Annotated in this window: 16 protein-coding genes, 1 other RNA gene and 3 pseudogenes; 16 read left to right on the top strand and 4 right to left on the bottom strand. The window is 72.7% G+C overall.

The genetic code is table 11. The features are described from left to right. Positions 1–216: 216 nt before the first annotated feature. Complete coding sequence (locus tag D6270_RS12045) at positions 217–3,879, bottom strand: FHA domain-containing protein (RefSeq protein WP_109165408.1); 3,663 nt, start codon at positions 3,877–3,879, stop codon at positions 217–219. Between the two features lie 515 nt (positions 3,880–4,394). On the opposite strand from D6270_RS12045, the gene D6270_RS12040 reads away from it, so the two are divergent. The 4 genes and pseudogenes from D6270_RS12040 (at position 4,395) to D6270_RS12025 (ending at position 9,955) form a co-directional block, all read left to right on the top strand. Continuing rightward, entirely contained in the window at positions 4,395–6,074 is a 1,680-nt protein-coding gene (locus D6270_RS12040) for a serine/threonine-protein kinase (RefSeq protein WP_109165409.1), read from the top strand. Positions 6,075–6,222: 148 nt separating this feature from the next. Next, positions 6,223–7,469: pseudogene (locus tag D6270_RS12035) on the top strand (serine/threonine-protein kinase). A 91-nt stretch (positions 7,470–7,560) separates the two neighbouring features. Then, positions 7,561–8,667, top strand: a complete 1,107-nt coding sequence (gene prfB, locus D6270_RS12030) for a peptide chain release factor 2 (protein WP_109165411.1) — start codon at positions 7,561–7,563, stop codon at positions 8,665–8,667. Positions 8,668–9,019: 352 nt separating this feature from the next. Then, positions 9,020–9,955 carry a hypothetical protein gene (locus tag D6270_RS12025; protein WP_151414668.1) on the top strand — a complete coding sequence of 312 codons (936 nt, stop codon included), beginning with the start codon at positions 9,020–9,022 and terminating at the stop codon, positions 9,953–9,955. Positions 9,956–10,104: 149 nt separating this feature from the next. Here the strand turns inward: D6270_RS12025 and D6270_RS12020 are convergent, their stop codons facing one another. After that, on the bottom strand, positions 10,105–10,305 hold the full coding sequence (locus tag D6270_RS12020) for a hypothetical protein (RefSeq protein WP_109165412.1): 201 nt from the start codon (positions 10,303–10,305) through the stop codon (positions 10,105–10,107). 260 nt (positions 10,306–10,565) lie between these two features. Between D6270_RS12020 and ftsE the strand changes: the two genes are divergently transcribed. The 5 genes from ftsE to ssrA all read left to right on the top strand — a co-directional run bounded on the left by ftsE (position 10,566) and on the right by ssrA (position 14,482). Next, complete coding sequence (ftsE, locus tag D6270_RS12015) at positions 10,566–11,255, top strand: cell division ATP-binding protein FtsE (RefSeq protein ID WP_018512316.1); 690 nt, start codon at positions 10,566–10,568, stop codon at positions 11,253–11,255. A gap of 57 nt (positions 11,256–11,312) precedes the next feature. Continuing rightward, complete coding sequence (gene ftsX / locus D6270_RS12010) at positions 11,313–12,233, top strand: permease-like cell division protein FtsX (RefSeq protein ID WP_093688823.1); 921 nt, start codon at positions 11,313–11,315, stop codon at positions 12,231–12,233. Between the two features lie 68 nt (positions 12,234–12,301). Then, on the top strand, positions 12,302–13,489 hold the full coding sequence (locus D6270_RS12005) for a S41 family peptidase (RefSeq protein ID WP_109165413.1): 1,188 nt from the start codon (positions 12,302–12,304) through the stop codon (positions 13,487–13,489). An 18-nt stretch (positions 13,490–13,507) separates the two neighbouring features. Beyond that, complete coding sequence (gene smpB, locus D6270_RS12000) at positions 13,508–13,996, top strand: SsrA-binding protein SmpB (protein WP_093688819.1); 489 nt, start codon at positions 13,508–13,510, stop codon at positions 13,994–13,996. A gap of 99 nt (positions 13,997–14,095) precedes the next feature. Continuing rightward, positions 14,096–14,482, top strand: a transfer-messenger RNA (tmRNA) gene (gene ssrA / locus D6270_RS11995). A 92-nt stretch (positions 14,483–14,574) separates the two neighbouring features. Here the strand turns inward: ssrA and D6270_RS11990 are convergent. Beyond that, positions 14,575–14,817: pseudogene (locus tag D6270_RS11990) on the bottom strand (MFS transporter); the annotation flags it as partial. Between the two features lie 230 nt (positions 14,818–15,047). Between D6270_RS11990 and D6270_RS11985 the strand changes: the two are divergent. From D6270_RS11985 to D6270_RS11960, 6 genes and pseudogenes are all read left to right on the top strand, one after another. After that, positions 15,048–16,019 carry a LysR family transcriptional regulator gene (locus tag D6270_RS11985; RefSeq protein ID WP_109165414.1) on the top strand — a complete coding sequence of 324 codons (972 nt, stop codon included), beginning with the start codon at positions 15,048–15,050 and terminating at the stop codon, positions 16,017–16,019. Positions 16,020–16,179: 160 nt separating this feature from the next. After that, positions 16,180–16,857: a hypothetical protein gene (locus D6270_RS11980; protein ID WP_109165415.1), complete on the top strand. Its 678-nt coding sequence runs from the start codon at positions 16,180–16,182 to the stop codon at positions 16,855–16,857. Positions 16,858–16,980: 123 nt separating this feature from the next. Beyond that, positions 16,981–19,110, top strand: a complete 2,130-nt coding sequence (locus D6270_RS11975) for a bifunctional polysaccharide deacetylase/glycosyltransferase family 2 protein (RefSeq protein WP_391039572.1) — start codon at positions 16,981–16,983, stop codon at positions 19,108–19,110. Next, entirely contained in the window at positions 19,107–20,273 is a 1,167-nt protein-coding gene (locus D6270_RS11970) for an acyltransferase family protein (RefSeq protein ID WP_109165417.1), read from the top strand. Before D6270_RS11975 ends, D6270_RS11970 begins: the two co-directional genes overlap by 4 nt. 153 nt (positions 20,274–20,426) lie before the next feature. Beyond that, positions 20,427–20,702 (top strand): annotated as a pseudogene (locus D6270_RS32960) (MFS transporter); the annotation flags it as partial. 317 nt (positions 20,703–21,019) lie between these two features. Continuing rightward, positions 21,020–22,162: a uroporphyrinogen-III synthase gene (locus D6270_RS11960; RefSeq protein WP_109165418.1), complete on the top strand. Its 1,143-nt coding sequence runs from the start codon at positions 21,020–21,022 to the stop codon at positions 22,160–22,162. Here D6270_RS11960 and D6270_RS33970 read toward each other — a convergent pair. After that, positions 22,114–22,419 (bottom strand): hypothetical protein, encoded by a 306-nt coding sequence (locus tag D6270_RS33970; RefSeq protein WP_391039545.1) that lies wholly within the window; start codon positions 22,417–22,419, stop codon positions 22,114–22,116. The two genes, D6270_RS11960 and D6270_RS33970, sit on opposite strands and share 49 nt — an antisense overlap. Before the next feature lie 32 nt (positions 22,420–22,451). Here D6270_RS33970 and D6270_RS11950 point away from each other — a divergent pair, with 32 nt between their 5' ends. Continuing rightward, the gene (locus D6270_RS11950; RefSeq protein WP_109165419.1) at positions 22,452–23,177 is read left to right on the top strand and encodes a CGNR zinc finger domain-containing protein; all 726 of its coding nucleotides are present in this window, start codon (positions 22,452–22,454) and stop codon (positions 23,175–23,177) included. Positions 23,178–23,214 lie beyond the last annotated feature (37 nt).

The following is a 23,214-nucleotide window of genomic DNA, read 5'->3' as shown; positions in this document are numbered from 1 at the left end:
GCGCCCGGCCGGGCGGTGGTCGGACCTCTCATCAGCGTCTCCGACGGCACCCCTCGGGCCCGGTGACACCACCCCCCCAGGTCATCCGTTCGACAGGGGGCAACAGTCATGCCGGGCCCGGAGGCCAGCGGCCCTCTTGCAGGACCGCGAAAAACATAACGGGGGGGGCGGGGTCAGGGGCTCGTCAGGTTCGTCCCCATCGTCCGGCCCAGGGGCTCACGGCGGGAACGGGATCAGCGGGGGCAGCCGCTCGGCGTTCACCGAACGGGCCGCGCGCTCCAGGGCGCTGGCCAGCAGTGCCAGGTCCGTCGGCCCGTTGCCCAGCTCGCGGACCGGGCGGCGGGTCGGCGGATCGCCCATCCGCTCCCACTCCAGCGGTACGACGGTGGGCCGCAGCGTCGCCGTACGCGGGATGCGGCCCGTGACGCGGCCTCCCTGGAACGGGGTCACCCGGCCGTCCGGGTGGCCCAGCCTGCCCCGGCCCGGGGCCGGTTCGTCGGGTGAGGGCGGCAGGACCGGGGCGTCCAGCACGATGCGCAGCCGCGCCCCCCGGGCCAGCTCGGTGTCCTCCGTGCGGTCCGGGCGCGCCGAGGTGGCGACCAGGTGCACCCCGAGCCGGCCGCCGTCCCGGGCCACGGCCTCCAGCGCCCGCACCACGGAACCGGCTGAGGGGCGGCCGGGGCTGCCGAGCCCCGGAGCGACCAGTGCGTCGAAGTCGTCGGCGAGCACGACCAGGCGCGGCAGGGGCGAGGGGCCCGGGTCCGGCGTCCGGGCGGCGACATGGCGCAGCCGCAGTGTGCCGCTGGCCGGGGAGTCCAGGTCGCCCCGGCGCTCGGCGCCGCTCGGCGGACGCTGGCCCACGATGCGCCGGGGCTCCTCCTGCCGCTGGGCCGCTTCCGCCTGCCGGGCGTGCCAGGCGGTGAAGTCCAGCGGGCCGAGCAGCTCGGCGCGGCGCTTCAGCTCGCCGCCCAGGGCCTGCGCGAACTCCCGCATCCGGACCGGGTCGGAGGCGACGAGGTGGGTGAAGACGTGCGGCAGCTCCGTACAGGGGAGCAGCCCCGGTGCTGAGCTGTCGCGCTCCTCGGGCTTCCCGCCGGCGCCGTCGACCAGCAGGATGCCGAGCCGGTCGGGCCGGGCGGCGGAGGCGAGGGAGGCGGCGATGGCGCGCAGCAGCTCGGTACGGCCGCTGCCCGCCGGGCCCTCGATGAGCAGGTGCGGCCCCTCGTCGGCGAGATCGACGCTGAGGGCACCCCGGGGCCCGGCCCCGAGCACGAGCACGGGCCGCCCGGCGTGCGGCGGGCAACTGACCTGCGCCTCACCGGCCTGCGGGCCCACGCGGGGGGCGGTGGGTGCGGGGTACGGCGTACGCCCGGAGCCATGGGCCTCGGCGGCCGGGTACGGGGTGTGCCCGTGGTCCAGGTCGTCCGTGCCGGGGTAGAGGGTGCGGCCGGAGTCCCGGGTGTCGGCCCGGGGGTGGGGAGTGCGGCCGGAGCCCCGGTCCTCCGCCGCGCCCGGGTACGCCGTCCGGCCCGAGCCGCCCTCGCCCGCGCCCGGGTGCGGCGTACGGCCCGAAGCGGAGGTGTCCTGGGAGCGGTGGCCGTCCGGGGTGACCGTGCGTTGGGGGCCCACGCGGGGGCCCGTGCTCAGGGTGCGGCCCGAGCCGGGGGTCTCCAGGTCCGCGCGGGACGGAGGGACGGCCGCCGGGGCCGAGGCACCCGGCTGGTGGTCCGCCGTGGAGGCCCAGCGGGCCATCAGCGACGCCGGGGTCGCCCGGGCCAGGCCCAGCTCGTCCAGCAGTCGGGCCGAGGGCGGCAGCGCCGCCGTCGTGGGGCGGCCCGCCAGCGCGGCCGAGCCCTCGTCGCGCAGGGGCGCCAGCGCCCGCCCGAACCGCTCGGCCCAGGCGGCCGAGACCGCGTCCACCGCGGCCACCGCGCCGTGCCCCGCCGCCTGACCGCCCGCGGTACGCAGCAGCCGCAACGCCGTCGCCACATCGCCGCTCAGCATCGCCACCGCCCCGCACTCGCGGAAGGCGATGGAGGCCCGGCAGGCGGCGTCGTACGTCGCGTCCACCGGGGAGGTGGGCGAGGCCGCCGGGGTCTCGGCCAGGCAGATCAGATGGATGCCCGCCGCCGCCCCCGCACCCGCCAGCCGTGCCGTCGTCTCGCGCAGCGCCGCCGTACCGGGGTCGCCGTCCAGCACCACCACCGTGTGCGGGCCCGAGTGCGCGCGGGCCGCGTCGGCCACCTCGGTGCGCTCCAGGTTCGGCCAGCCGGGACCGAGCGGGCCCTCGTCGAGGCGGCGGACCAGCTCGGCCGTACGGGCGGCCGCCTGCTCACGGTCGTAGGCGAGAAGGAGTCGGCAGTCCTGCCCGTGCATCGGGCGCAGATGCGGCAGCCACCCCAGCCAGGACCACTCGCGCCGCCGCTCCTCCAGGGAGCGGCAGCGGTCCGTGGAGATGAGCACGATCTCCAGGTCGAAGGGGGAGTGCAGCGCGGCCAGTTGCGCCACCGTGGCGCGGGCCAGCCCCGCCAGCCGGGCGCGCGGCCCGGCGAGACCCAGCGAACCGGCCTCCCGCAGCCCCACCGTCACCGGCACCGACGGCACATCGGCCCGCTCGGTCGTCCCGAGCCGCACCACCAGCGCCTCCGGGTGCCCGTCGTGGCGCTCCCAGAGCCGGGGCCCGGGGCCCAGCGCGGTCAGCAGCACCGCCGCCGGGTCCGGCCAGGTGCCCTCGGGCGCGGACGGCACGGCGGAGAAGGGGGACTGGGGTGAGGCGGGGGAGGCGAGGTGGCCTCCCGCATCACCGGACGAGGCGAAGGAGGGGGCGTACGGGTCGGGGGGCGCGGCCTCCGGGGAGTCGGCGCAGCCGGACGGGGAGGCGCCCGCCCCCGGCCAGGGGCCCCGGGCCGTCTGATCGGGGCCCTGAGCCTGCTCGGCCTTCCCGCCGCCCTTGAGCCGCCGGGCCCAGGCACCTATGCCCCCACGCCGAGGCGCCTCGCCCGCACCGGAAGGCTCCCGGCCGCCCGTGCTCGCGCCCGTCGGAGCGAACGGCACGTGCCCGCCCGGGAACTGCTCCCGGCCGCCATGGGTGCCCTGCCGCGCGGCCGTCTCGGGGCCGTCGGGCTCCTGGCCCTCGTACCCCGCCGGCCCCTCGTACCCCTCCGGCTCCGCGCGCGAGCAGGAGGACGACGGGCCCCCGAACGCGGGGGCCGGCGTGTGCTGCTCCGGCTCGGCGCGGCTCACCCGCAGGTGGCCCTCGCCGTCCGGGGCCGTCGGCAGCGTCACCGGGCGCGGGCCCGCCGTGAGCCGGAGGGCCGATTCGCCGAGCCGCAGCAGGGCGCCGGGTGGGAAACGGACGGGCCGGTCGCGGACCTCCGTACCGTCCAGCGAGGTGCCGTTCGTGGAGCCCAGGTCGGCGACCGAGACCCGGCCGTCCTCGGAGACCGTCACCGCGCAGTGCAGCCGGGACACGTCCGGGTCGTCCAGCGGGACGTCGGCCTCGGCGGAGCGGCCGATCCGGATCTGCCCGCCGTGCAGCAGATGGACCCCGCCCGCGTCCGGCCCGGCGACCACATGGAGCTGGGCCGGAACGGGGCCGTCCGTCGCCTCGTCCTCACCCGGCACCTGGAGCGAGAGCACCGCCCCGTCCATCAGCGGCGGCTCACCGAGGGCGATGCGCTGGGAGTCCAGCCGCTCCCGCCCGGCGAAGAGGACCACCGCCCCGCCCCCCTGGGAGCTCTCGGGCCCGGAAACGGCCTGGGCCAGCCCGGAGGCGACGGCGGCCAGGGCCGTCCCGGCGGGGGCGGTGACGAGCACGTCGCAGGCGCGCGCCGGGGTCTGGCCGCTGCGCGGCGCGAGGACGGTCAGCCGGATCTGCATCGCCGTCGGCGGTCCCTTCTGCGCGGGGTGCCCGGCAGGGGGAAACGCCCTGTGATTCCCCCCGCCCGGCACGGACAGGTCGTCCGTACAGGTCGTCACGGACCCCGGGCTCCCGACCCGTCAGATCCGTGCTTGGAGGCATCCTCGCACCTGCCACTGACAACACGCCCGGCGGTCACCTTTAAATGATCTTGAATGGTCGGCTGTGGGCGCAAAAGTGCCTGCTTGCGTCCGGTTCCCGCCGCCCGGACCCCCGCAATCGGGGCCGCCAGCGCCTGTTCGCGCAGGTGTACGGCACTGCCGTTCGATCCTCCGATTCCCGAGCGTCAACCGCGTGTGGCAACCATCTGTCCGGTCCATGCGTCTTTCCCCGGAACGCGGCCCCCGGAGCGCCTCCTCCACAGGCACCCCGCCCCCTTGTCCAGCGGCATTAGAGTGGGCCGGAACATCGGGCCGGGAAGATCCGGGCAGGCCCGGGGGACCGCAAGCACCACGATCAGCAGGGAGTGCAAGACGTGCGGCCTGTAGGCAGCAAGTACCTCCTGGAGGAGCCGCTCGGACGCGGTGCCACGGGCACCGTCTGGCGAGCCCGCCAGCGGGAGACCGCGGGCGCCGAGGCGGCCGTCGCCGGTCAGCCCGGCGAGACCGTGGCGATCAAGGTCCTCAAGGAGGAGCTGGCCAACGACGCCGATGTCGTGATGCGGTTCCTGCGGGAGCGCTCGGTCCTGTTGCGGCTCACGCACCCCAACATCGTGCGGACCCGCGACCTGGTCGTCGAAGGCGATCTCCTCGCCCTGGTGATGGACCTGATCGACGGTCCCGACCTCCACCGCTACCTGCGCGCCAACGGTCCGCTCACCCCGGTCGCCGCGTCCCTGCTCACCGCGCAGATCGCCGACGCGCTCGCCGCCAGCCACGCCGACGGCGTCGTCCACCGCGACCTCAAGCCGGCCAACGTGCTGCTGGACGAGCGCGACGGCGGCATGACCCCGATGCTCACCGACTTCGGCATCGCGCGGCTCGCCGACTCCCCGGGGCTGACCCGGACGCACGAGTTCGTCGGCACCCCCGCCTATGTGGCGCCGGAGTCCGCCGAGGGCCGCCCGCAGACCTCCGCCGTGGACATCTACGGCGCGGGCATCCTGCTGTACGAACTGGTCACCGGTCGCCCGCCGTTCGCCGGGGGCACCGCCCTCGAAGTCCTGCACCGGCACCTCAGCGAGGAGCCCCGCCGCCCCTCCACCGTCCCCGAGCCGCTCTGGACGGTCATGGAGCGCTGCCTGCGCAAGGACCCCGACCAGCGGCCCAGCGCCGAGAACCTGGCCCGTGGACTGCGTACGGTCGCCGCGGGCATCGGCGTCCACGCGAACTCGGCCCAGATCGCCGCCGCCGACGGGGTGGGCGCCCTGCTCGCCCCCGACCCGGCACCCACGGCCGTCCCGGAGACCCCCGGAGCCGCCGACCCGACCCAGGTGCTGCCGGGCAACGCGGGCTCGTACGACCCGGCGGCCGCCACCAGCGTGCTCCCGCAGACCGGCAACCCCGGCTCCCCCCAGGGCCACGGCAGCCAGGGACACGCCGACCCGACCGCCGTCATGCCGCCCGTGCCGCAGCGCCCCGACGGGCCGCCGCAGCCGGACGGCCCGCACCCCTGGCAGTCGCAGCTCCAGGCGGCCCGCGACCGCAACGAGCAGACCCAGGTGCAGTACCTGGACCCGAGCCAGGATCCGCTGCGCCGCCGCCCCCAGCGCCAGGCGCCCCAGCAGCCTCCCCAGCGCCAGCAGCAGCCGCAGCACCGGCAGCAGCCGCTCCAGCAGCAGTACCCGCAGCAACAGCCCCAGCAGCACCAGCCGCAGCGCTACCAGGCCCCGCAGCAGCCCCAGCGCCAGCAGTACGCGCCCCCGCAGCCGCAGCAGCCCCAGCGGCCCGCCCCGCGTGAGCCGCGTCCGCCCAGGCAGCGCAGCTCCAACCCGATGCGCATCCCCGGTCTCGGCTGCCTCAAGGGCTGCCTGTTCACCGTGGTGCTGCTGGTCATCGCCGGCTGGCTCATCTGGGAGCTGACCCCGGTCCAGGACTGGGTCGCCCAGGGCAAGGGCTACTGGCAGGCGATCGGCGACGCGATCAGCAAGGTCACCGACTGGGTCTCCCAGCTCGGCGAGGCCACCGGCGACTCCGGGGGCACGGGCGGGGCCTGACGGCCCCCGGCTCTGTCCCTTTGTCGACTTCTCCGGGCCCAATCGGCCCGGAGAAGTGCAGGTTGGCGCCATCCTGGGCACGCACCACCCGGAACGCCGCGTAACTTTGTCGACCGGGGGTCCACCGCCAGCCGCTGAGGGAGCAGTCTTGGCACGGAATATCGGCAGCCGGTACACGGCCCACCAGATCCTGGGGCGCGGCAGCGCCGGCACGGTGTGGCTCGGCGAAGGGCCCGAGGGCCCGGTCGCCATCAAGCTGCTCCGTGAGGACCTCGCGTCCGACCAGGAGCTCGTGGGCCGCTTCGTACAGGAGCGCACCGCCCTGCTCGGACTCGACCACCCCCAGGTGGTCGCCGTCCGGGACCTCGTCGTGGACGGCAACGACCTCGCCCTGGTCATGACCCTCGTACGCGGCACCGACCTGCGCACCCGCCTGGACCGCGAGCGCCGTCTCGCCCCCGAGGCCGCCGCCGCGATCATCGCGGACGTCGCCGACGGGCTGGCCGCCGCCCACAAGGCCGGAGTGGTCCACCGGGACGTCAAGCCGGAGAACATCCTCCTCGACATGGAGGGACCCCTCGGCCCCGGCGGCTCCCACCCGGCCCTGCTCACCGACTTCGGCGTCGCCAAGCTGATCGACACCCCGCGCCGCACCAAGGCCACCAAGATCATCGGTACGCCGGACTATCTGGCCCCGAGATCGTCGAGGGCCTCCCGCCGCGCGCCGCCGTCGACATCTACGCGCTCGCGACCGTGCTGTACGAGCTGCTCGCCGGGTTCACCCCCTTCGGCGGCGGCCACCCCGGCGCGGTCCTGCGCCGCCACGTCACCGAGACCGTCGTCCCGCTCCCCGGCATCCCCGAAGAGCTCTGGCAGCTCCTGGTCCAGTGCCTGGCCAAGGCTCCGGCCTCCCGGCTGCGCGCCTCCGAGCTGGCCGTACGCCTGAGGGACCTCCTCCCGCTCCTCGCCGGCATCCCGCCCCTGGACGTGGACGAGCCCGGCGGCGACGAGGCGGAGCAGCAGCCGGCCGCGTACGACGAGCAGCAGTACACCCCCTCCGCCGATGAGCCGCGCCGCCGCGGGGCGGTCCCGCTGGTGCCCGGCTCGTCCCCGGACTCCAACCGGGATACCCATACGAGCATGCGTGTCCCCGCCCCCGACGAGCTGGCCGGCGGCCCCCTGGGCACCGCCCGCGCCCCGCGCGCCCCGGGCAAGCCGCGCCCCGGCTCCGCCCGTAACAAGGCGGCGGCCGTCCGCAAGCGCCGGATCACCCTGGGGGCGGCGGCCCTGCTGCTCTGCGCGGCCGTCGCGGTGGGCGGCTGGTTCGCCGCGGGCGGCGACGGGGACCCGGCGGGGCCCCAGGACAGCGAGAACTCGGCGCCGGCGATCCCGTAGAAGGCGCCGCGACGACTCCGCGGGCGGCCCTTTCCCGGCACCTGTCCCCGGGGAGGGCGAGCTTCATCCGCCATGCCGTTACGCTGGACCCGTGGCAGTCGTCGATATTTCCGAAGAGCTGAAGTCCCTCTCCTCGACCATGGGGTCGATCGAGGCCGTCCTGGACCTGGATGCGCTGAGGGCGGACATCGCCGCGCTCGAGGAGCAGGCAGCGGCACCGTCCCTCTGGGACGACCCGGACGCGGCCCAGAAGATCACCAGCAAGCTTTCGCACCTCCAGGCCGAGGTCCGCAAGACCGAGGCCCTGCGCGGTCGCATCGACGACCTCGGGGTCCTCTTCGAGCTCGCCGAGGACGAGGGCGACGCCGAGGCGCTGGCCGAGGCCGAGGCCGAGCTGGAGTCGGTGCGCAAGGCGCTGGACGAGATGGAGGTCCGCACCCTCCTGTCCGGCGAGTACGACGCCCGCGAGGCGCTGGTGACCGTCCGCGCCGAGGCCGGTGGCGTGGACGCCGCCGACTTCGCGGAGAAGCTCCAGCGCATGTACCTCCGCTGGGCCGAGCGGCACAACTACAAGACCGAGGTCTACGAGACGGCGTACGCCGAAGAGGCCGGCATCAAGTCGACCACCTTCTCCGTCCAGGTCCCGTACGCCTACGGCACCCTCTCCGTGGAGCAGGGCACCCACCGTCTGGTCCGGATCTCGCCCTTCGACAACCAGGGCCGCCGACAGACGTCCTTCGCGGGCGTCGAGGTGCTCCCGGTCGTGGAGCAGACCGACCACATCGAGATCGACGAGTCCGAGCTGCGCATCGACGTGTACCGCTCCTCGGGCCCCGGCGGACAGGGCGTCAACACCACGGACTCCGCGGTCCGTCTGACCCACCTGCCGACCGGCATCGTCGTCTCCTGCCAGAACGAGCGCTCGCAGATCCAGAACAAGGCGTCCGCGATGAACGTCCTCCAGGCCAAGCTCCTTGAGCGCCGCCGCCAGGAGGAGCAGGCCAAGATGAACGCGCTCAAGGGCGACGGCGGCAACTCCTGGGGCAACCAGATGCGTTCGTACGTCCTCCACCCGTACCAGATGGTCAAGGACCTGCGTACGGAGTTCGAGATGGGTAACCCCGAAGCGGTCTTCAACGGCGAGATCGACGGCTTCGTCGAGGCGGGCATCCGCTGGCGCAAGCAGCGCGAGAAGTAACCTCCGCCGTACGAGGGTTGGGCCCGGACGGGGAACTGTCCGGGCCCGTTCGCGTCGTGGCACCGCTGTTCCGAGTTGGGGGGAAACTGTGCCCGATGCGTCACAGTCGTGCTGTCGAATGGCCGTCAAGAACCCCTATAAGGTGCGTAGTGCACACAACGACCTTGACGGAATCCTTAACTCTGGCGAGGGTGCTGGAGCAGCATGCGTATGTCTGGGACGGGTGCGAACCGGGGGCCGGCGGGGTGACCACGATACGAACGTGGCCTCGCCGAGAGCGATCCCCGCAGGGCCGCCGTGGCCCGCATATGGCTGCTCCACTGACGAGATCAGCTACTGGGGGTAGCAACAGATGACGAAGAAGACGCGCGTTCGCGTCGCGCGGATAACCGCCGGCGCGATTATCGCCGCGGGTGCCTCGCTGACCGCCGCCGGTGCGGCGCAGGCACTGAATCCCGGCGAGGACCAGGTGACCACCCAGGACGGGAACACCGACGGCGGGCTCATCGGGGGCCTCATCGAGGGCAACACCAGCGGTGAGAACCCCATCGGTGGCGCTGACCAGGGCGGTACGTCCGAGGGTGGCGACCAGGGTGGCACCTCTGAGGGTGGCGACCAGGGTGGCACGTCCGAGGGTGGCGACCAGGGTGGCACCTCTGAGGGTGGCGACCAGGGCGGTACGTCCGAGGGTGGCGACCAGGGTGGCACCTCTGAGGGTGGCGACCAGGGTGGTACGTCCGAGGGTGGCGACCAGGGCGGTACCTCTGAGGGTGGCGACCAGGGTGGTACGTCCGAGGGTGGCGACCAGGGCGGTACCTCTGAGGGTGGCGACCAGGGCGGTACCTCCGAGGGCGGCAACAACGGCGGCTCGGGCAACAACGGCGGGTCCGGCAACAACGGCGGCTCCGGCAACACGGGTGGCAGCAACGGCGGCTCCGGCAGCAACGGTGGTTCGGGCAACACCGGCGGCTCCGGCGGCGACGACGACGGCGGCACCGGCACGACCGGTACCACCGGCTCCACCACCGCCGGCGCCGGCACCTCCGGTTCCGCGACCGGCGGCGACGAGGCCTGCACCGTCGAGTCCGGCGTCGTCGAGTGCGCCGACAACACGGGCCCGAACAGCGTCGGCAACCAGCCGGTCGAGCAGAGCAAGGGCAAGGAAGAGCTCGCCGAGACCGGTGCGGCCGAGACCACCTTCCTGGTCATCGGTGCCGCGACGATGATCGCCGGCGGTATCGGCTTCCGTATCCTGCCGCGTCTGGTCGGCGGCCGTACGGTCGCCTAGGACCCGCTGAAGATCGCGTACGGGGCGAGTTGAGCCCCGTACACGGTCCGGCAACGCACGAAGGGCCCGGGAGGCAGCAGAACACCTCCCGGGCCCTTCCTGCTGGCCTCGGCTGCTTCATGGGCCCCGGAGGGCCGTGCGTGTGGGGGTCAGGCCGTTTGGTGGGCCAGCAGCGCGAGCGCGGCCAGCAGCACGACCATCAGCGCGATCAGCATGGCCGGATTCATCCCGGCCAGCGGGCCCTGCCCCTGCTCCTCCAGCATCTGCTGCCGGACAGCACGGCAGACGCGGCAACGCCCCTCGCTCACGGGGGCCGCGCAGTTCGCGCACACCAGTCGGTCATAGGTCATGCGCATTCCTCCTCCCGCGCGGCGGAGCCGCTGACTGCTTCTCTCTCCGCACAACGCTCCGGGAAACGCAACCGTTCCCCCCACCACTGTGCCAGCTCCGGCCGTTTTCGGCGCGGCCCGCCGGAGAAGGGAGGGTCCGACCCGATGCGTTCCGTGCGGCGATCCGCCATAAATCGCCCATTGCCGGACGCCGCCTGCGCGCGTGAGCCCGGTTCGCGTATGGTCACGCTCACCTACTCCCGGCCGACCGTGGTGCATCCGTGATCCGATTCGACAACGTCTCCAAGACCTACCCGAAGCAGACCCGACCGGCTCTGCGTGATGTCTCGCTGGACATCGAGAAGGGTGAGTTCGTCTTCCTGGTGGGCTCCTCCGGCTCCGGCAAGTCGACCTTCATGCGGCTGATCCTGCGCGAGGAGCGCGCCAGCACGGGCATGGTCCATGTGCTCGGCAAGGACCTCGCGCGGCTCTCCAACTGGAAGGTGCCGCAGATGCGCCGCCAGCTGGGGACGGTCTTCCAGGACTTCCGCCTGCTGCCCAACAAGACCGTCGCGCAGAACGTGGCCTTCGCCCAGGAGGTCATCGGCAAGCCCCGCGGCGAGATCCGCAAGGCCGTGCCCCAGGTCCTCGACCTCGTCGGCCTCGGTGGCAAGGAGGAGCGGATGCCCGGTGAGCTCTCCGGTGGTGAGCAGCAGCGGGTGGCGATCGCCCGGGCCTTCGTCAACCGCCCGATGCTGCTGATCGCGGACGAGCCGACCGGCAACCTCGACCCGCAGACCTCCGTCGGCATCATGAAGCTGCTGGACCGGATCAACCGGACCGGCACCACCGTGATCATGGCGACCCACGACCAGAACATCGTCGACCAGATGCGCAAGCGCGTCATCGAGCTCGAACAGGGCCGTCTCGTACGCGACCAGGCGCGCGGCGTCTACGGCTACCAGCACTGACCGAGGGGCCCTCGGGCCCCTCGCGCATTTCGAGCATCGAGTCACTGAAAGGACGCCATGCGCGCCCAGTTCGTCCTGTCGGAGATCGGCGTCGGTCTCCGTCGCAACCTCACGATGACCTTCGCCGTCGTGGTCTCCGTCGCCCTCTCGCTCGCCCTGTTCGGGGGCGCGCTGCTGATGCGCGAACAGGTCAGCACGATGAAGGACTACTGGTACGACAAGGTCAACGTCTCGATCTTCCTCTGCAACAAGAACGACGCCAAGGACATGCCCAAGTGTGCGAAGGGCGCTGTCACGACCGAGCAGAAGAACCAGATCAAGGCCGACCTGGAGAAGATGGAGGCCGTGCAGAAGCCGGTCCACTTCGAGACGGTCGACGAGGCGTACAAGCACTACCAGGAGCAGTTCGGCGATTCCCCGATGGCGGGCAACATCACGCCCGACCAGATGCAGGAGTCGTTCCGCGTCAAGCTCAAGGACCCGCAGAAGTACAAGGTCGTCGCGACGGCCTTCGCGGGGCGGGACGGAGTGCAGTCCGTCCAGGACCAGCGGTCCATCCTGGACAACCTCTTCGAGCTGATGAACGGCATGAACGTCGTCGCGATCTACGTGATGATCCTCATGCTCGTCATCGCGCTGATCCTGATCGTCAACACCGTGCGCGTCTCCGCGTTCAGCCGGAGACGTGAAACGGGCATCATGCGGCTGGTGGGAGCCTCCGGCTTCTACATCCAGGCCCCCTTCATCATGGAGGCGGCCGTCGCCGGACTCATCGGCGGTCTGCTGGCCTGCGCGATGCTGCTCGGCGGCCGGTACTTCCTGATCGACGGCGGTCTCGCCCTCCAGGAGAAGCTGAACCTGATCAACTTCATCGGCTGGGACGCGGTCCTCACCAAGCTCCCGCTGGTGCTCGCGATCGGCCTCCTGATGCCGGCCGTCGCCGCTCTCTTCGCGCTGCGCAAGTATCTGAAGGTATGACATACGCCTCCTGGGGCGCACGGCCGATCACCCGTGCGCCCCAGGAGGCTTGTCCTAGACTCGGCGCCATGTCCGGTTGTTCGCACCGCTTCCGGCCCCGCGGCCTCTGCCGTGGGGTGACCCTGACCTTGGTCTTCGGGTGTGTCCTCGCCACCGGCGCGGCGACCGGTTCGCTGCCCCAGGACCCCGACCCCCTCCCTGAACTCCCGGCCCGTGCCGTGGCCTCCACCCTGCCCCCGGTCGACCGCGAGGAGATCCGGGACGCGGCGGCGAAGGCCGCGGCCGACGGGAAGTCGGTGAAGGAGGCGGCCGGGGAGGTCGTCAGCCGCAGCGGGGACCGCTGGGGCGCGGTGTACGACGAGCGCGAGTACGAGGAGTTCGAGCAGTCCCTGGACGGCTCGTACCTGGGCGTCGGCCTCTCCGCCCGCCGCACCGAGGGCGGCGGCGTCGCCGTCTCCCGCGTCCAGCCCGGCGGTCCCGCCGACCGGGCCGGCATCCACGAGGGCGACCTGCTCCGCACCGTCGACGGCCGCCGGGTCGACAAGCGCCCCGTCCCCGAGGTGGTGGCCCTGCTGCGCGGTGACGGTACGGGGGCGGGGGAAGGCACCCGCGTCGTCCTCGGTCTCGTGCGCGAGGGGAAACCCTCCACGCGGACGCTGGAGCGCGCCCGGCTGACCCCCGACGCGGTCACCGTGAGCCGCCTGGGCACCGGCCCCTCCGCCGCCCTGCTCCTCAAGGTCAGCGCGTTCACCAAGGGAGCGGGCGAGGAGGTACGGGAGGCGGTCCGCGAGGCGCCCCGGGACGCCGGGATACTCCTGGACCTCCGGGCCAACTCCGGCGGCCTGGTCACGGAGGCCGTCACCGCCGCCTCCGCCTTCCTGGACGGCGGCCTGGTCGCCACGTACGACGTACGCGGCGAGGAGCAGGCCCTGTACGCCGACCCGGGCGGCGACACCGAGCGGCCCGTGGTGGTCCTGGTGGACGGCGGCACGATGAGCGCGGCCGAGCTGCTGACCGGCGCCCTCCAGGACCGGGGCCGCGCGGTCACCGTCGGTTCGCGCACCTTCGGCAAGGGCTCGGTGCAGATGCCCAGCGAGCTGCCGGGCGGTTCGGTGGCCGAGCTGACCGTGGGCCACTACCGCACACCGGCCGGCCGCAGCGTCGAGGGCCGGGGCATCACACCCGACCTGGTGGCGGGCGAGCGGGCCCAGCAGCGGGCCGAGACGGTATTGAGTGGCCTCGGGGGTGGGTCGTAGTGCGAAAATGGCCGCACTATGGCTAAGGAAAAAGACACCGGGCGCAAGATGATCGCGCAGAACAAGAAGGCGCGACACGACTACACCATCCTCGACACCTACGAGTGCGGCCTCGTCCTCATGGGCACCGAGGTGAAGTCCCTGCGCATGGGCCGGGCCTCCCTGGTCGACGGGTTCGTCCAGATCGACGACCACGAGGCGTGGCTGCACAACATCCACGTCCCCGAGTACGTCCAGGGCACCTGGACCAACCACGCGGCCAAGCGCAAGCGCAAGCTGCTCCTGCACCGGGCCGAGATCGACAAGCTGGCGTCGAAGTCCCAGGAGAGCGGCCACACGATCGTGCCGCTCGCCCTGTACTTCAAGGACGGCCGGGTCAAGGTCGAGATCGCGCTGGCGAAGGGCAAGAAGGAGTACGACAAGCGTCAGACGCTCCGCGAGAAGCAGGACACGAGGGAGACGAACCGCGCCATCTCGGCGGCCCGCCGGCGGCAGCGCAGCGCCTGAGGAGCCCCCTGCGGGGGAATACGCTGGCATCGTCCGGCGTTGGTCACGTACGATGGGCCGTGCACCTCAGCGAAGGTGTGCGTTTTGAAAAATCAACATGGGGATGATCGGTTTCGACAGCGGATGTCGAAGCAGGGGAAGCGAGTCGAGGAAGCGGCAATGATCTCGTAAACCATATGTCGCAAACAATAATCGCCAATTCCAAGCGCGATTCCTCCGCCTTCGCCCTCGCTGCCTAATTAGCAGCTAGCGAAGACTCTGCGGAGTGTCAGCCCGGGGGTGATCCCGACCCGGATCCTGGCATCAACTAGGGATCTAAACTTCTCGGCCCGGCCACGGGGCCGAGAAGGAAATCAAACAGTGGCTGGGCCTGTCGGAGGCTTGTTCGCGTGACCTCCGGGGCCGAGAAAAGCGTAGCGAACTGCACTCGGAGAAGCCCTGGTTCCGCACCGTTGGACGCGGGTTCGATTCCCGCCATCTCCACCACCCCATGTAAACCTCTGCCCCGCGAGTCCGCTCGCGGGGCAGAGGTTTTTTCGCGTCCGGCACCGGGTGGCGGCCGCCACCCGGTGCCACCGTCACGCCGCCGGTGACGGCGGTGCGGCGGGCTCCGCTCCGCTCGGACGCCGGAAGTGTGTCCCTGCGGCCGCGACGACCAGAGCCAGGGCCGCCGCGCTCATCGGGGCCGCGTAGCCGGAGACCGTGCCCGTGTGCTCCACCAGCCAGCCGCCCGTCGCCGCGCCGGCTGCGACCCCGCCCAGCAGGGCGGTGACCGAGAGCGTCATGCCCTCGTTCAACTGGCCCGAGGGTGTGGCGCGTTCTCCCCGCCGATTCACGCACCACAGTGGTGAATCGCAGACCCACCGCGCCGCAGCCCGGCCGCTGCCCCGCGGCCTGCCGCAGCCCGGCCGCCTTGTGGACCCGCTGCCTCGCGGCCCGCCGCCTCAGCCCTGCCGCGCCGCAGCCCTGTCTCCTAGCGGCCCGGCCGCCCGCAGACCTCCCGCGCCACGGTCCCGCCCTGTCGCAGCGCGCGGCCTTGTAGATTCGCCGCGTGCCCACCCCCGACACCGACCCCCGGCTCCTCCGTGCCTTCCTCGCCGTCGCCGAGGAACTGCACTTCACCCGGGCCGCCGCCCGGCTCTTCGTCGCCCAGCAGGCGCTGAGCCGGGACGTCCGGCGGCTGGAGCGCGAGCTCGGTGCGGAGCTGTTCGTCCGTACCACCCGGCAGGTCGCGCTCACCCCGGACGGCGAGCGTCTGCTCCCGTACGCGCGGCGCGTACTCGACGCGCACGCCGAACTGGCCGGGGCCTTCGGCGGTGGGACCGCCCGGCCGCTGCTGGTCGACCTGAACAGTGAGGGGACGACCGCCGCCCGGGTGCTGGAGCGGGCCCGTGAGCTGGCTCCGGAGTGCGAGCTGATGGCGCGGTTCGAGTCCGGGCTGACCTGGGCCGCGTCCGAGATCCTGGCGGGGCGGCTGGACGTCTCCTTCGGCCGGGCCGCCGGGCTCGCCCCCGGGGTGCGCGCCGGGCTCTCCGTACAACCGGTGCGGTACGAGCCGATGGCGCTGATGCTGCCGGCCTCTCATCCCCTCGCCGGGCGGGAGGTCATCCCGCTGTCCGAGCTGTCCGGGACGACCGTCTACGCGGGGGTGGGAAACGAGCGGACGCGGGAGTGGACGGAGCTCGCGGCGCTGCTGTTCGCCGCCTGGGACATCGAACTGGCCCCGCCGGTTCCGCTCGCCGTAGGGGTGGCTGAATTTCAGCGCGTCATCGCCAAGGCGGGGCACCCGGTGCTGGCGGTGACGGGCTTTCCGCCGCTGCCTGGATCCGTGCTGCGGCCACTGGTCGAACCGGTTCCGCTCTCGCCGCTGATGCTGGTCTGGCGCAGAGGTCTGCGGCACCCCGGAGTAGACGCCGTGCGTAGTGCTAGTGCCCAGTTGAGTAGGGAGAACGGCTGGCTGGTACCCCCACCCGGAGCCTGGCTGCCGGAGGGCGATCTGTCGCTGATGTACGACCGTTCCTGATCAACTCCGTTCAGGAGGGCTTGGGTGTCAATGTCGTGCGCTACATTCGTCCTCCAGGTGCATGAATGCCGGTTTTGATTGACGGAGTGGGGTCCGTCCAACAGTAAAAAACCGGTCATTCTTTGGCGCCTGTCCGTTGAGTGGGGGATGGGCTACACCTGTGGAGAATTGGCGCGAAGGTGCTCGAAGCGGGCACACGCATGAACCCAACGACGTCACCGTCCAGCTGGACGGCCTCGGACGGCAGCTCGCCGAGCTGCCCGGCGAGCCCGTACCGCCGGGCGGATCCGAGAGACCGGTCTTCGTCGACGAGAGCGGCCGCCGCAGCAAGACCTACCGCCGCCTCGGCTGGGTGGTCGCCTCGCTCTGTGCCGCGTATGCCGTGACGCTGGTCCTCGCCGTCCTCGGCGGCAACTCCACCGCCCCCTGGCTGCCGCTCTCCGGCCCCAAGGAGGAAGCCAGGGCCGAGGAGGCCGAGGCGCTCCCCGGGCCGAGCGAGTCCGCCGGACCCTCCGCCGACGACCCGGACCCGGCCCCCGGGGCCACCGGCCCGGCCGGGACCCCGGAACCGGACGCCTCCCGCTCCGCCGCCCCCTCGGTCACCTCCATCACCGTCCCCGCCGGGTCCGGCGCCTCCACCCCGTCAGCCTCCGCCTCCGCCCAGCCCCCGGGCCCCACCACCGCCGGCGGCGGTGCCACGAAACCGGCGCCCACCACCTCGGCCGCCGAGCCGCCCGTCCCCACCCCGCCGCCGTCACCCGAGCCGGAGCCCCCCGCCACCACGAGCGCTCCCGCAGAGTCCCCGGAACCTCCGGTGCAAGAAGAGAGCGCTTTCTGAATGACACACCCCGCCCCGCGGGGCAGGCACGACCGGTCGCAGCGGACCGCGGACAGGCAGACCGGAGCCGGAGCGCCCATGAGGCCGCGCACCGCCCGGAAGCGGCCCCGGCGCAAGCTCCCCATGCGCTACCTCCTGCCCTTCATGCTGCTGGTCGCCCTGCTCGCCCTGCTGATGCTGCGCGGCTATGTGCACAGCGAGATCCTCGCCGACCACCGCGTCCGCCCGCCCGCGCCCGCCGGCCAGGTGCCGGACGAGGTCCTCGACGGCGGGCCCGTCATCGACGCCCGCTCCGCCGAGGTGAAGACCCTGTCCATCCCGGACCACCGGGTCGTCCTCACCTTCGACGACGGACCCGACCCGGTCTGGACGCCGAGGGTGCTGGACAAGCTGAAGGAGTACGACGCCCACGGCGTCTTCTTCGTCACCGGCACCATGGCCGCCCGCCACCCGGACCTGGTCCGGCGGATGGTGGAGGACGGCCACGAGATCGGCCTGCACACCTTCAACCACCCGGACCTCTCCTACCAGTCCACCAGCCGCATCGACCGCGAACTCTCCCAGAACCAGCTGGCGCTGGCGGGCGCGGCCGGGGTGCGCACCTCGCTCTTCCGGCCGCCGTACTCCTCGTTGTCCGACGCCATGGACAACAAGTCGTGGCCGGTCACCGAGTACATCGGCAGCCGCGGCTACCTCACCGTCGTCAACAACACCGACAGCGAGGACTGGAAGCGCCCGGGCGTCGCCGCCATCGTGGAGCGCGCCACCCCGAAGAACGGCAAGGGCGCCGTCGTCCTGATGCACGACTCCGGCGGCGACCGCTCGCAGACCGTGGCCGCACTCGACACCCTGCTCCCGGACCTCCAGGAGAAGGGCTACACCTTCACCCGGCTCACCACCGCCCTCGACGCCCCCAGCGCGCACACCCCGGTCACCGGCTCCGCGCTCTGGAAGGGGAAGGCGTTCGTCTCCGCCGTCAGCGTCTCGGAGCGGATCACCAGCGTGCTGGTGGTCGGCCTCGCCGCCATCGGCGTGCTGGTCCTGGCCCGCTTCGGGCTGATGCTGCCGCTCTCCTTCCTGCACGCCCGCAAGGTCCGCCGCAAGGACTTCAGCTGGGGGGAGCCCTTCACCCGCCCGGTCTCCGTCCTGGTGCCCGCGTACAACGAACGCGCGTGCGTCGGGGCGACCGTGCGTTCGCTGGCCGTCAGCGAGCACCCCATCGAGATCATCGTCATCGACGACGGCTCCACCGACGGCACCGCCGACCTGGTCGAGGCGATGCGGCTGCCCGGCGTACGGGTGGTGCGCCAGCAGAACGCGGGCAAGCCGGCCGCCCTCAACAACGGCATCCGGCAAGCCCGTTACGACATCGTCGTGATGATGGACGGCGACACCGTCTTCGAACCCGCCACCGTCCGCGAGCTGGTCCAGCCCTTCGGCGACCCCCGGGTCGGGGCCGTCGCGGGCAACGCCAAGGTCGGCAACCGCGACTCGCTGATCGGCGCCTGGCAGCACATCGAGTACGTGATGGGCTTCAACCTGGACCGCCGGATGTACGACCTCCTCGGCTGCATGCCCACCATCCCCGGCGCCGTCGGGGCGTTCCGCCGCGACGCCCTGGAGCGGGTCGGCGGGATGAGCGAGGACACCCTCGCCGAGGACACCGACGTCACCATGGCCCTGCACCGGGACGGCTGGCGCGTGGTCTACGCGGAGAACGCCCGCGCCTGGACCGAGGCGCCGGAGTCCGTGCAGCAGCTCTGGTCACAGCGCTACCGGTGGTCGTACGGCACCATGCAGGCCATCTGGAAGCACCGCCGCTCGGTCATCGAACGCGGGCCCTCGGGCCGCTTCGGGCGGGTCGGGCTGCCGTTCGTCTCGCTCTTCATGGTCGTCGCCCCACTGCTGGCGCCCCTGATCGATGTCTTCCTGCTGTACGGGCTGGTCTTCGGCCCGACCGGCAAGACCGTCGCCGCGTGGTTCGGCGTCCTGGTCGTGCAGGCCGTCTGTGCTGCGTACGCGTTCCGGCTGGACAAGGAGCGGATGGTCCACCTGATCTCGCTGCCGCTCCAGCAGATCCTCTACCGCCAGCTCATGTACGTCGTGCTGCTCCAGTCCTGGATCACCGCCCTCACCGGCGGCCGGCTGCGCTGGCAGAAGCTGCGGCGTACGGGCGTCGTCGAGGCGCCCGGCGGGGTCTCCGCGCAGCGCCGCGGGACCGAGGCCGTACCGGAGAGGAGGCCCGTCGGATGAGCGCCGCCGCCACCGTGCCCGCCGGTGTCCCCCTGGAGGCCCCCGCCCCCGCGAGGAAGCCCGGCCGGGACCGCTATCTCGACCTGCTCCGCGCCGTCGCCCTGGTCCGCGTGGTGATCTACCACCTCTTCGGCTGGGCCTGGCTGACCGTCCTCTTCCCCTCCATGGGCGTGATGTTCGCCCTGGCCGGTTCGCTGATGGCCCGTTCGCTGGCCCGCCCCGCCCTCGGCGTCATCCGGGGCCGCATCCGCCGTCTGCTGCCGCCCATGTGGGCGTTCTCGCTCGTCGTCGTACCGATGATGTTCGCGCTGAGCTGGCGGCCGGTGAAGGAGGAGGGGCTGTGGTGGTTCGTCAAGCTGGCCTGGTACGTCTTCCCGGTCGGCGCGCCCCCCTACCCCTGGTCCAGCGGTGACCCGGCCGGTCTGCTGGAGGAGACCTGGGCGGACCAGGCGGCCGGGCCCCTCTGGTACGTCCGGGCCTACCTCTGGTTCGTCCTCGCCTCGCCCCTGCTGCTGCGGGCGTTCCGCAAGCTGCCCTGGGTGACCCTGCTCGCCCCGCTCGGCCTGACCGCGGTGATCGGCACCGGCCTGGTGACGATCCCCGGCGAGAGCGGCAACGCGCTGAGCGACTTCGCGGTGTTCGGCTCCTGCTGGATCCTCGGCTTCGCCCACCACGACGGTCTGTTCGAGGACGTGCCGCGCTACCTCACCGTCTCGCTGGCCTCGATCGTCATGGGATTCGGGCTCTGGTGGGCCTCCGGGCACCTCACCGCGGACGGCTGGGACCTCAACGACATCCCGCTTGCCCAGGCTGCCTGGTCGCTGGGCTTCTGCGTGATCCTGCTCCAGTACGCCCCGTCCTGGCAGGAGCTGCCCGGCCGGCTGGCCCGCTTCGACCGCCTGGTCACGCTCGCCAGCAACCGGGCCGTGACGATCTACCTCTGGCACAACCTGGTGATACTGGCGACGGTCCCGCTGATAGACCTCCTGTGGAAGATCCCGTACGTGGACGCGCACCTGGGATCGACGGTGGAGGCGATGTACACCCTGCTGATGGCCCTGCTCGTCTGGCCGCTGATCGGGCTGGTGATCCTCTGCGTGGGCTGGGTGGAGGACGTCGCCGCCAAGCGGCGGCCCCGCCTGTGGCCGGACGGGCGTCGGTAGGAGCTCATCTCACCGGGCCGCCCCCCGGCCCGGTGGGAGCAAGGTTGCCCACCGGTCACCTCACGGCACCGCACCGAGACGCGCGCTCCCCAGCGTCGGGACCACACCCCGCGGTGACGGGGACACCACCCCGCCCCCCTGTGGAGGCGCGTGATGGCAGGCCGCTGGATCGGGACCTGGGAGCCGGAGGACGAGACGTCCTGGCGGGAGCGGGGCGAGCGCGTCGCCCGCCGCGACCTGTGGTTCTCCGTGCTCTCCGAGCACATCGGATTCTCCGTCTGGACCCTGTGGTCGCTGATGGTCCTGTTCATGGGACCGGAGTACGGCGTCGACCCGGCCGGGAGGTTCTTCCTGATCTCCACCGCCACCCTGGCCGGGGCGCTGGTGCGGGTGCCGTACACGTTCGCCGTCGCCCGGTTCGGCGGCGCCCTGGGCGGCCTCGCGGTCAACCTCGCCTGCCGCCAGTCCTTCCAGACCTCCGGCACCGGAACCGCCGCCTTCTGGTCCTTCCTCGCCTTCTACGCCGTGTGCTCCGCACTGACCTGGGTGGTATACCTTCGCCGCCCCGCACCCGTGCCCACGAAGGCCCAGGTCGGTTACGCGAAGGTGTGGAGAGGCGGCCTCCCGGGCCACGGCCGACGTAACGGCCGGGAAATGCGGGGGAACCGAGCCTGTCACGGACCGTTGGCAGTCTCGGGCCTCCGCACATCGCGTAGCAGCAGGACCACGAGAGCCGGGAACACGCCATGCAGGACGACGACACCACGCACGGCCCCCTCGCGGGCTTCACGGTCGGAGTGACCGCGGCCCGCCGCGCCGAGGAGCTCACCGCCCTGCTCAGGCGGCGCGGCGCCGCCGTCCAGCACGCCCCGGCCCTGCGGATCGTCCCGGTCGCCGACGACAGCGAACTCCTGCAAGCGACGCAGGAGTTGATCGGCCACGCCCCCGATGTGGTGGTCGCCACCACCGCGGTCGGCTTCCGGGGCTGGGTGGAGGCGGCCGACGGCTGGGGCATCGGTGACGCGCTCCTGGAGCGGCTGCACGGGGCCGAACTCCTCGCCCGGGGGCCCAAGGTCAAGGGCGCGGTGAGGGCCGCCGGGCTGACCGAGGCCTGGTCACCCGGGTCCGAATCCATGGCCGAGGTCCTCGAACGGCTCCTCGGCGAAGGCGTCGAGGGCCGCCGTATCGCCCTCCAGCTGCACGGCGAACCGCTCCACGGCTTCATCGAGTCCCTCCAGGCGGCGGGCGCCGAGGTCGTCGGCGTCCCCGTCTACCGCTGGATGCCCCCGCGGGACATCGCCCCCCTCGACCGCATGCTCGACGCCACCGCAGCCCGGGCGCTGGACGCCATCACCTTCACCAGCGCCCCGGCCGCCGCCTCGTTCCTGGGCCGCGCGGAGACCCGCGGGCTCCTCCCGGAGATCCTGGGGGCGCTGCGCGACGACGTGCTGGCCGCCTGCGTCGGACCGGTCACCGCCCTCCCGCTCCAGGTCCGCGGCATCCCCACCGTCCAGCCCGAACGCTTCCGCCTGGGCCCCCTCGTCCAGCTGGTCTGCGCCCAACTCCCCGCCACCGCGAGGGTCCTGCCCATCGCCGGCCACCGCGTCGAGATCCGCGGCCACGCCGTGCTGGTCGACGACAAACTACGCGCGGTCCCACCCGCGGGCATGGCCCTCCTGCACACCCTGGCCCGCCGCCCCGGCTGGGTGGTGGCCCGGGCCGACCTGTTGCGGGCCCTGCCGGGCAGCGGCACCGACGAGCACGCGGTGGAGACGGCGATGGCCCGACTGCGCTCCGCGCTGGGCGCGCCCCGCCTGATCCGGACCGTCGTCAAACGCGGCTACCGGCTGTCGCTGGACCCGGCGGAGGACACGCCGGGGCCACGCTGAGCGGGAGCCTGCCTCAACTCCGCCCGCCGCGCGTGCAGATGGCCGTCCAGCGGGAACTCCGTCGGCAGGGCGCCCAGCACCTCTGTGAACGCGTAACCGGCCTTCTCCGCCACCCGGCAGGAGGCCGCACCCCGGCCCGCGTCCGTCACGGTGAAGCTGAACCGGGCCCTCTGTCCGTTCTCCCGTGATCGTTCATGGCCGTCACGGTAGCGGGGGTTACGGGCGAGCTCCGGCGGGGGCACTCTGGGGGGTGGCATCCGACCGGTGACCCCGAGGCGGTGACAGGCGCATGGCGGCGGGCAGGGGCGCGTACGTGTGGCGGTTCGACTCCGGCCGGATCTGTCTCGACCTGGTGGCCACCGGACCCGGCGGCGGGACACCCCGCGCCCGGGAACAGCTCGAAGGGCCGGGGCGGCTCGCCGACTGGCTGACCGCCGCCCGGCTCGTCCCGGCGGGCACGGCACTGACCGCCCTGGACGCCACCTGGCTGCCTCGGTTCCGGGAGCTGCGGGCGGATGTGGACCGGCTGGTCTCGGACCAACTGGACTCCTTATGCGGGAAGGTTGCCCAAAAGGATTCTCAACTCTCCTCACCTGCCTATGAGAAGGCCCTTGAACGGGTCAACTCCCTTGCCGCCGCGGCTCCGCCGGGTCCGCGTGCGGTGCCGGGTGAGGGCGGGGCGCTGGTTCGGACCCTGAGCGCCGAACCCGACTGCGCGGGGCTCCTCGCGGTCGTGGCGCGGGACGCGGTGGACCTGCTCACCGACCCGGTGGCGCGGGGAGCCCTGCGCCGCTGTGCGGGCGCCGCCTGCCACCGGCTCTACCTGGACACCTCACGCGGGGGCCGCCGCCGCTGGTGCTCCGGCGAGGTCTGCGGCAACCGGGAACGGGTCGCCCGGCACCGCCGCCGCACGGCCTCCGCGCCCGCCGCCACGGCGGCCGGGGCACCTGCCACCACGGGCGGCCGGCGAGCGGCCCAGGAGGATCCCGGCGAAAGAAATATGAAGCGACGTTGAATGATCCGGCGCCCGCCCCCGTACCCATGCGCGAAGA

The sequence above is a fragment of the Streptomyces griseus subsp. griseus genome, assembly GCF_003610995.1.
Lineage (GTDB): Bacteria > Actinomycetota > Actinomycetes > Streptomycetales > Streptomycetaceae > Streptomyces.
Note: the sequence above shows the minus strand (reverse complement) of the source record. Positions and strands in the feature narration are given on the sequence as shown.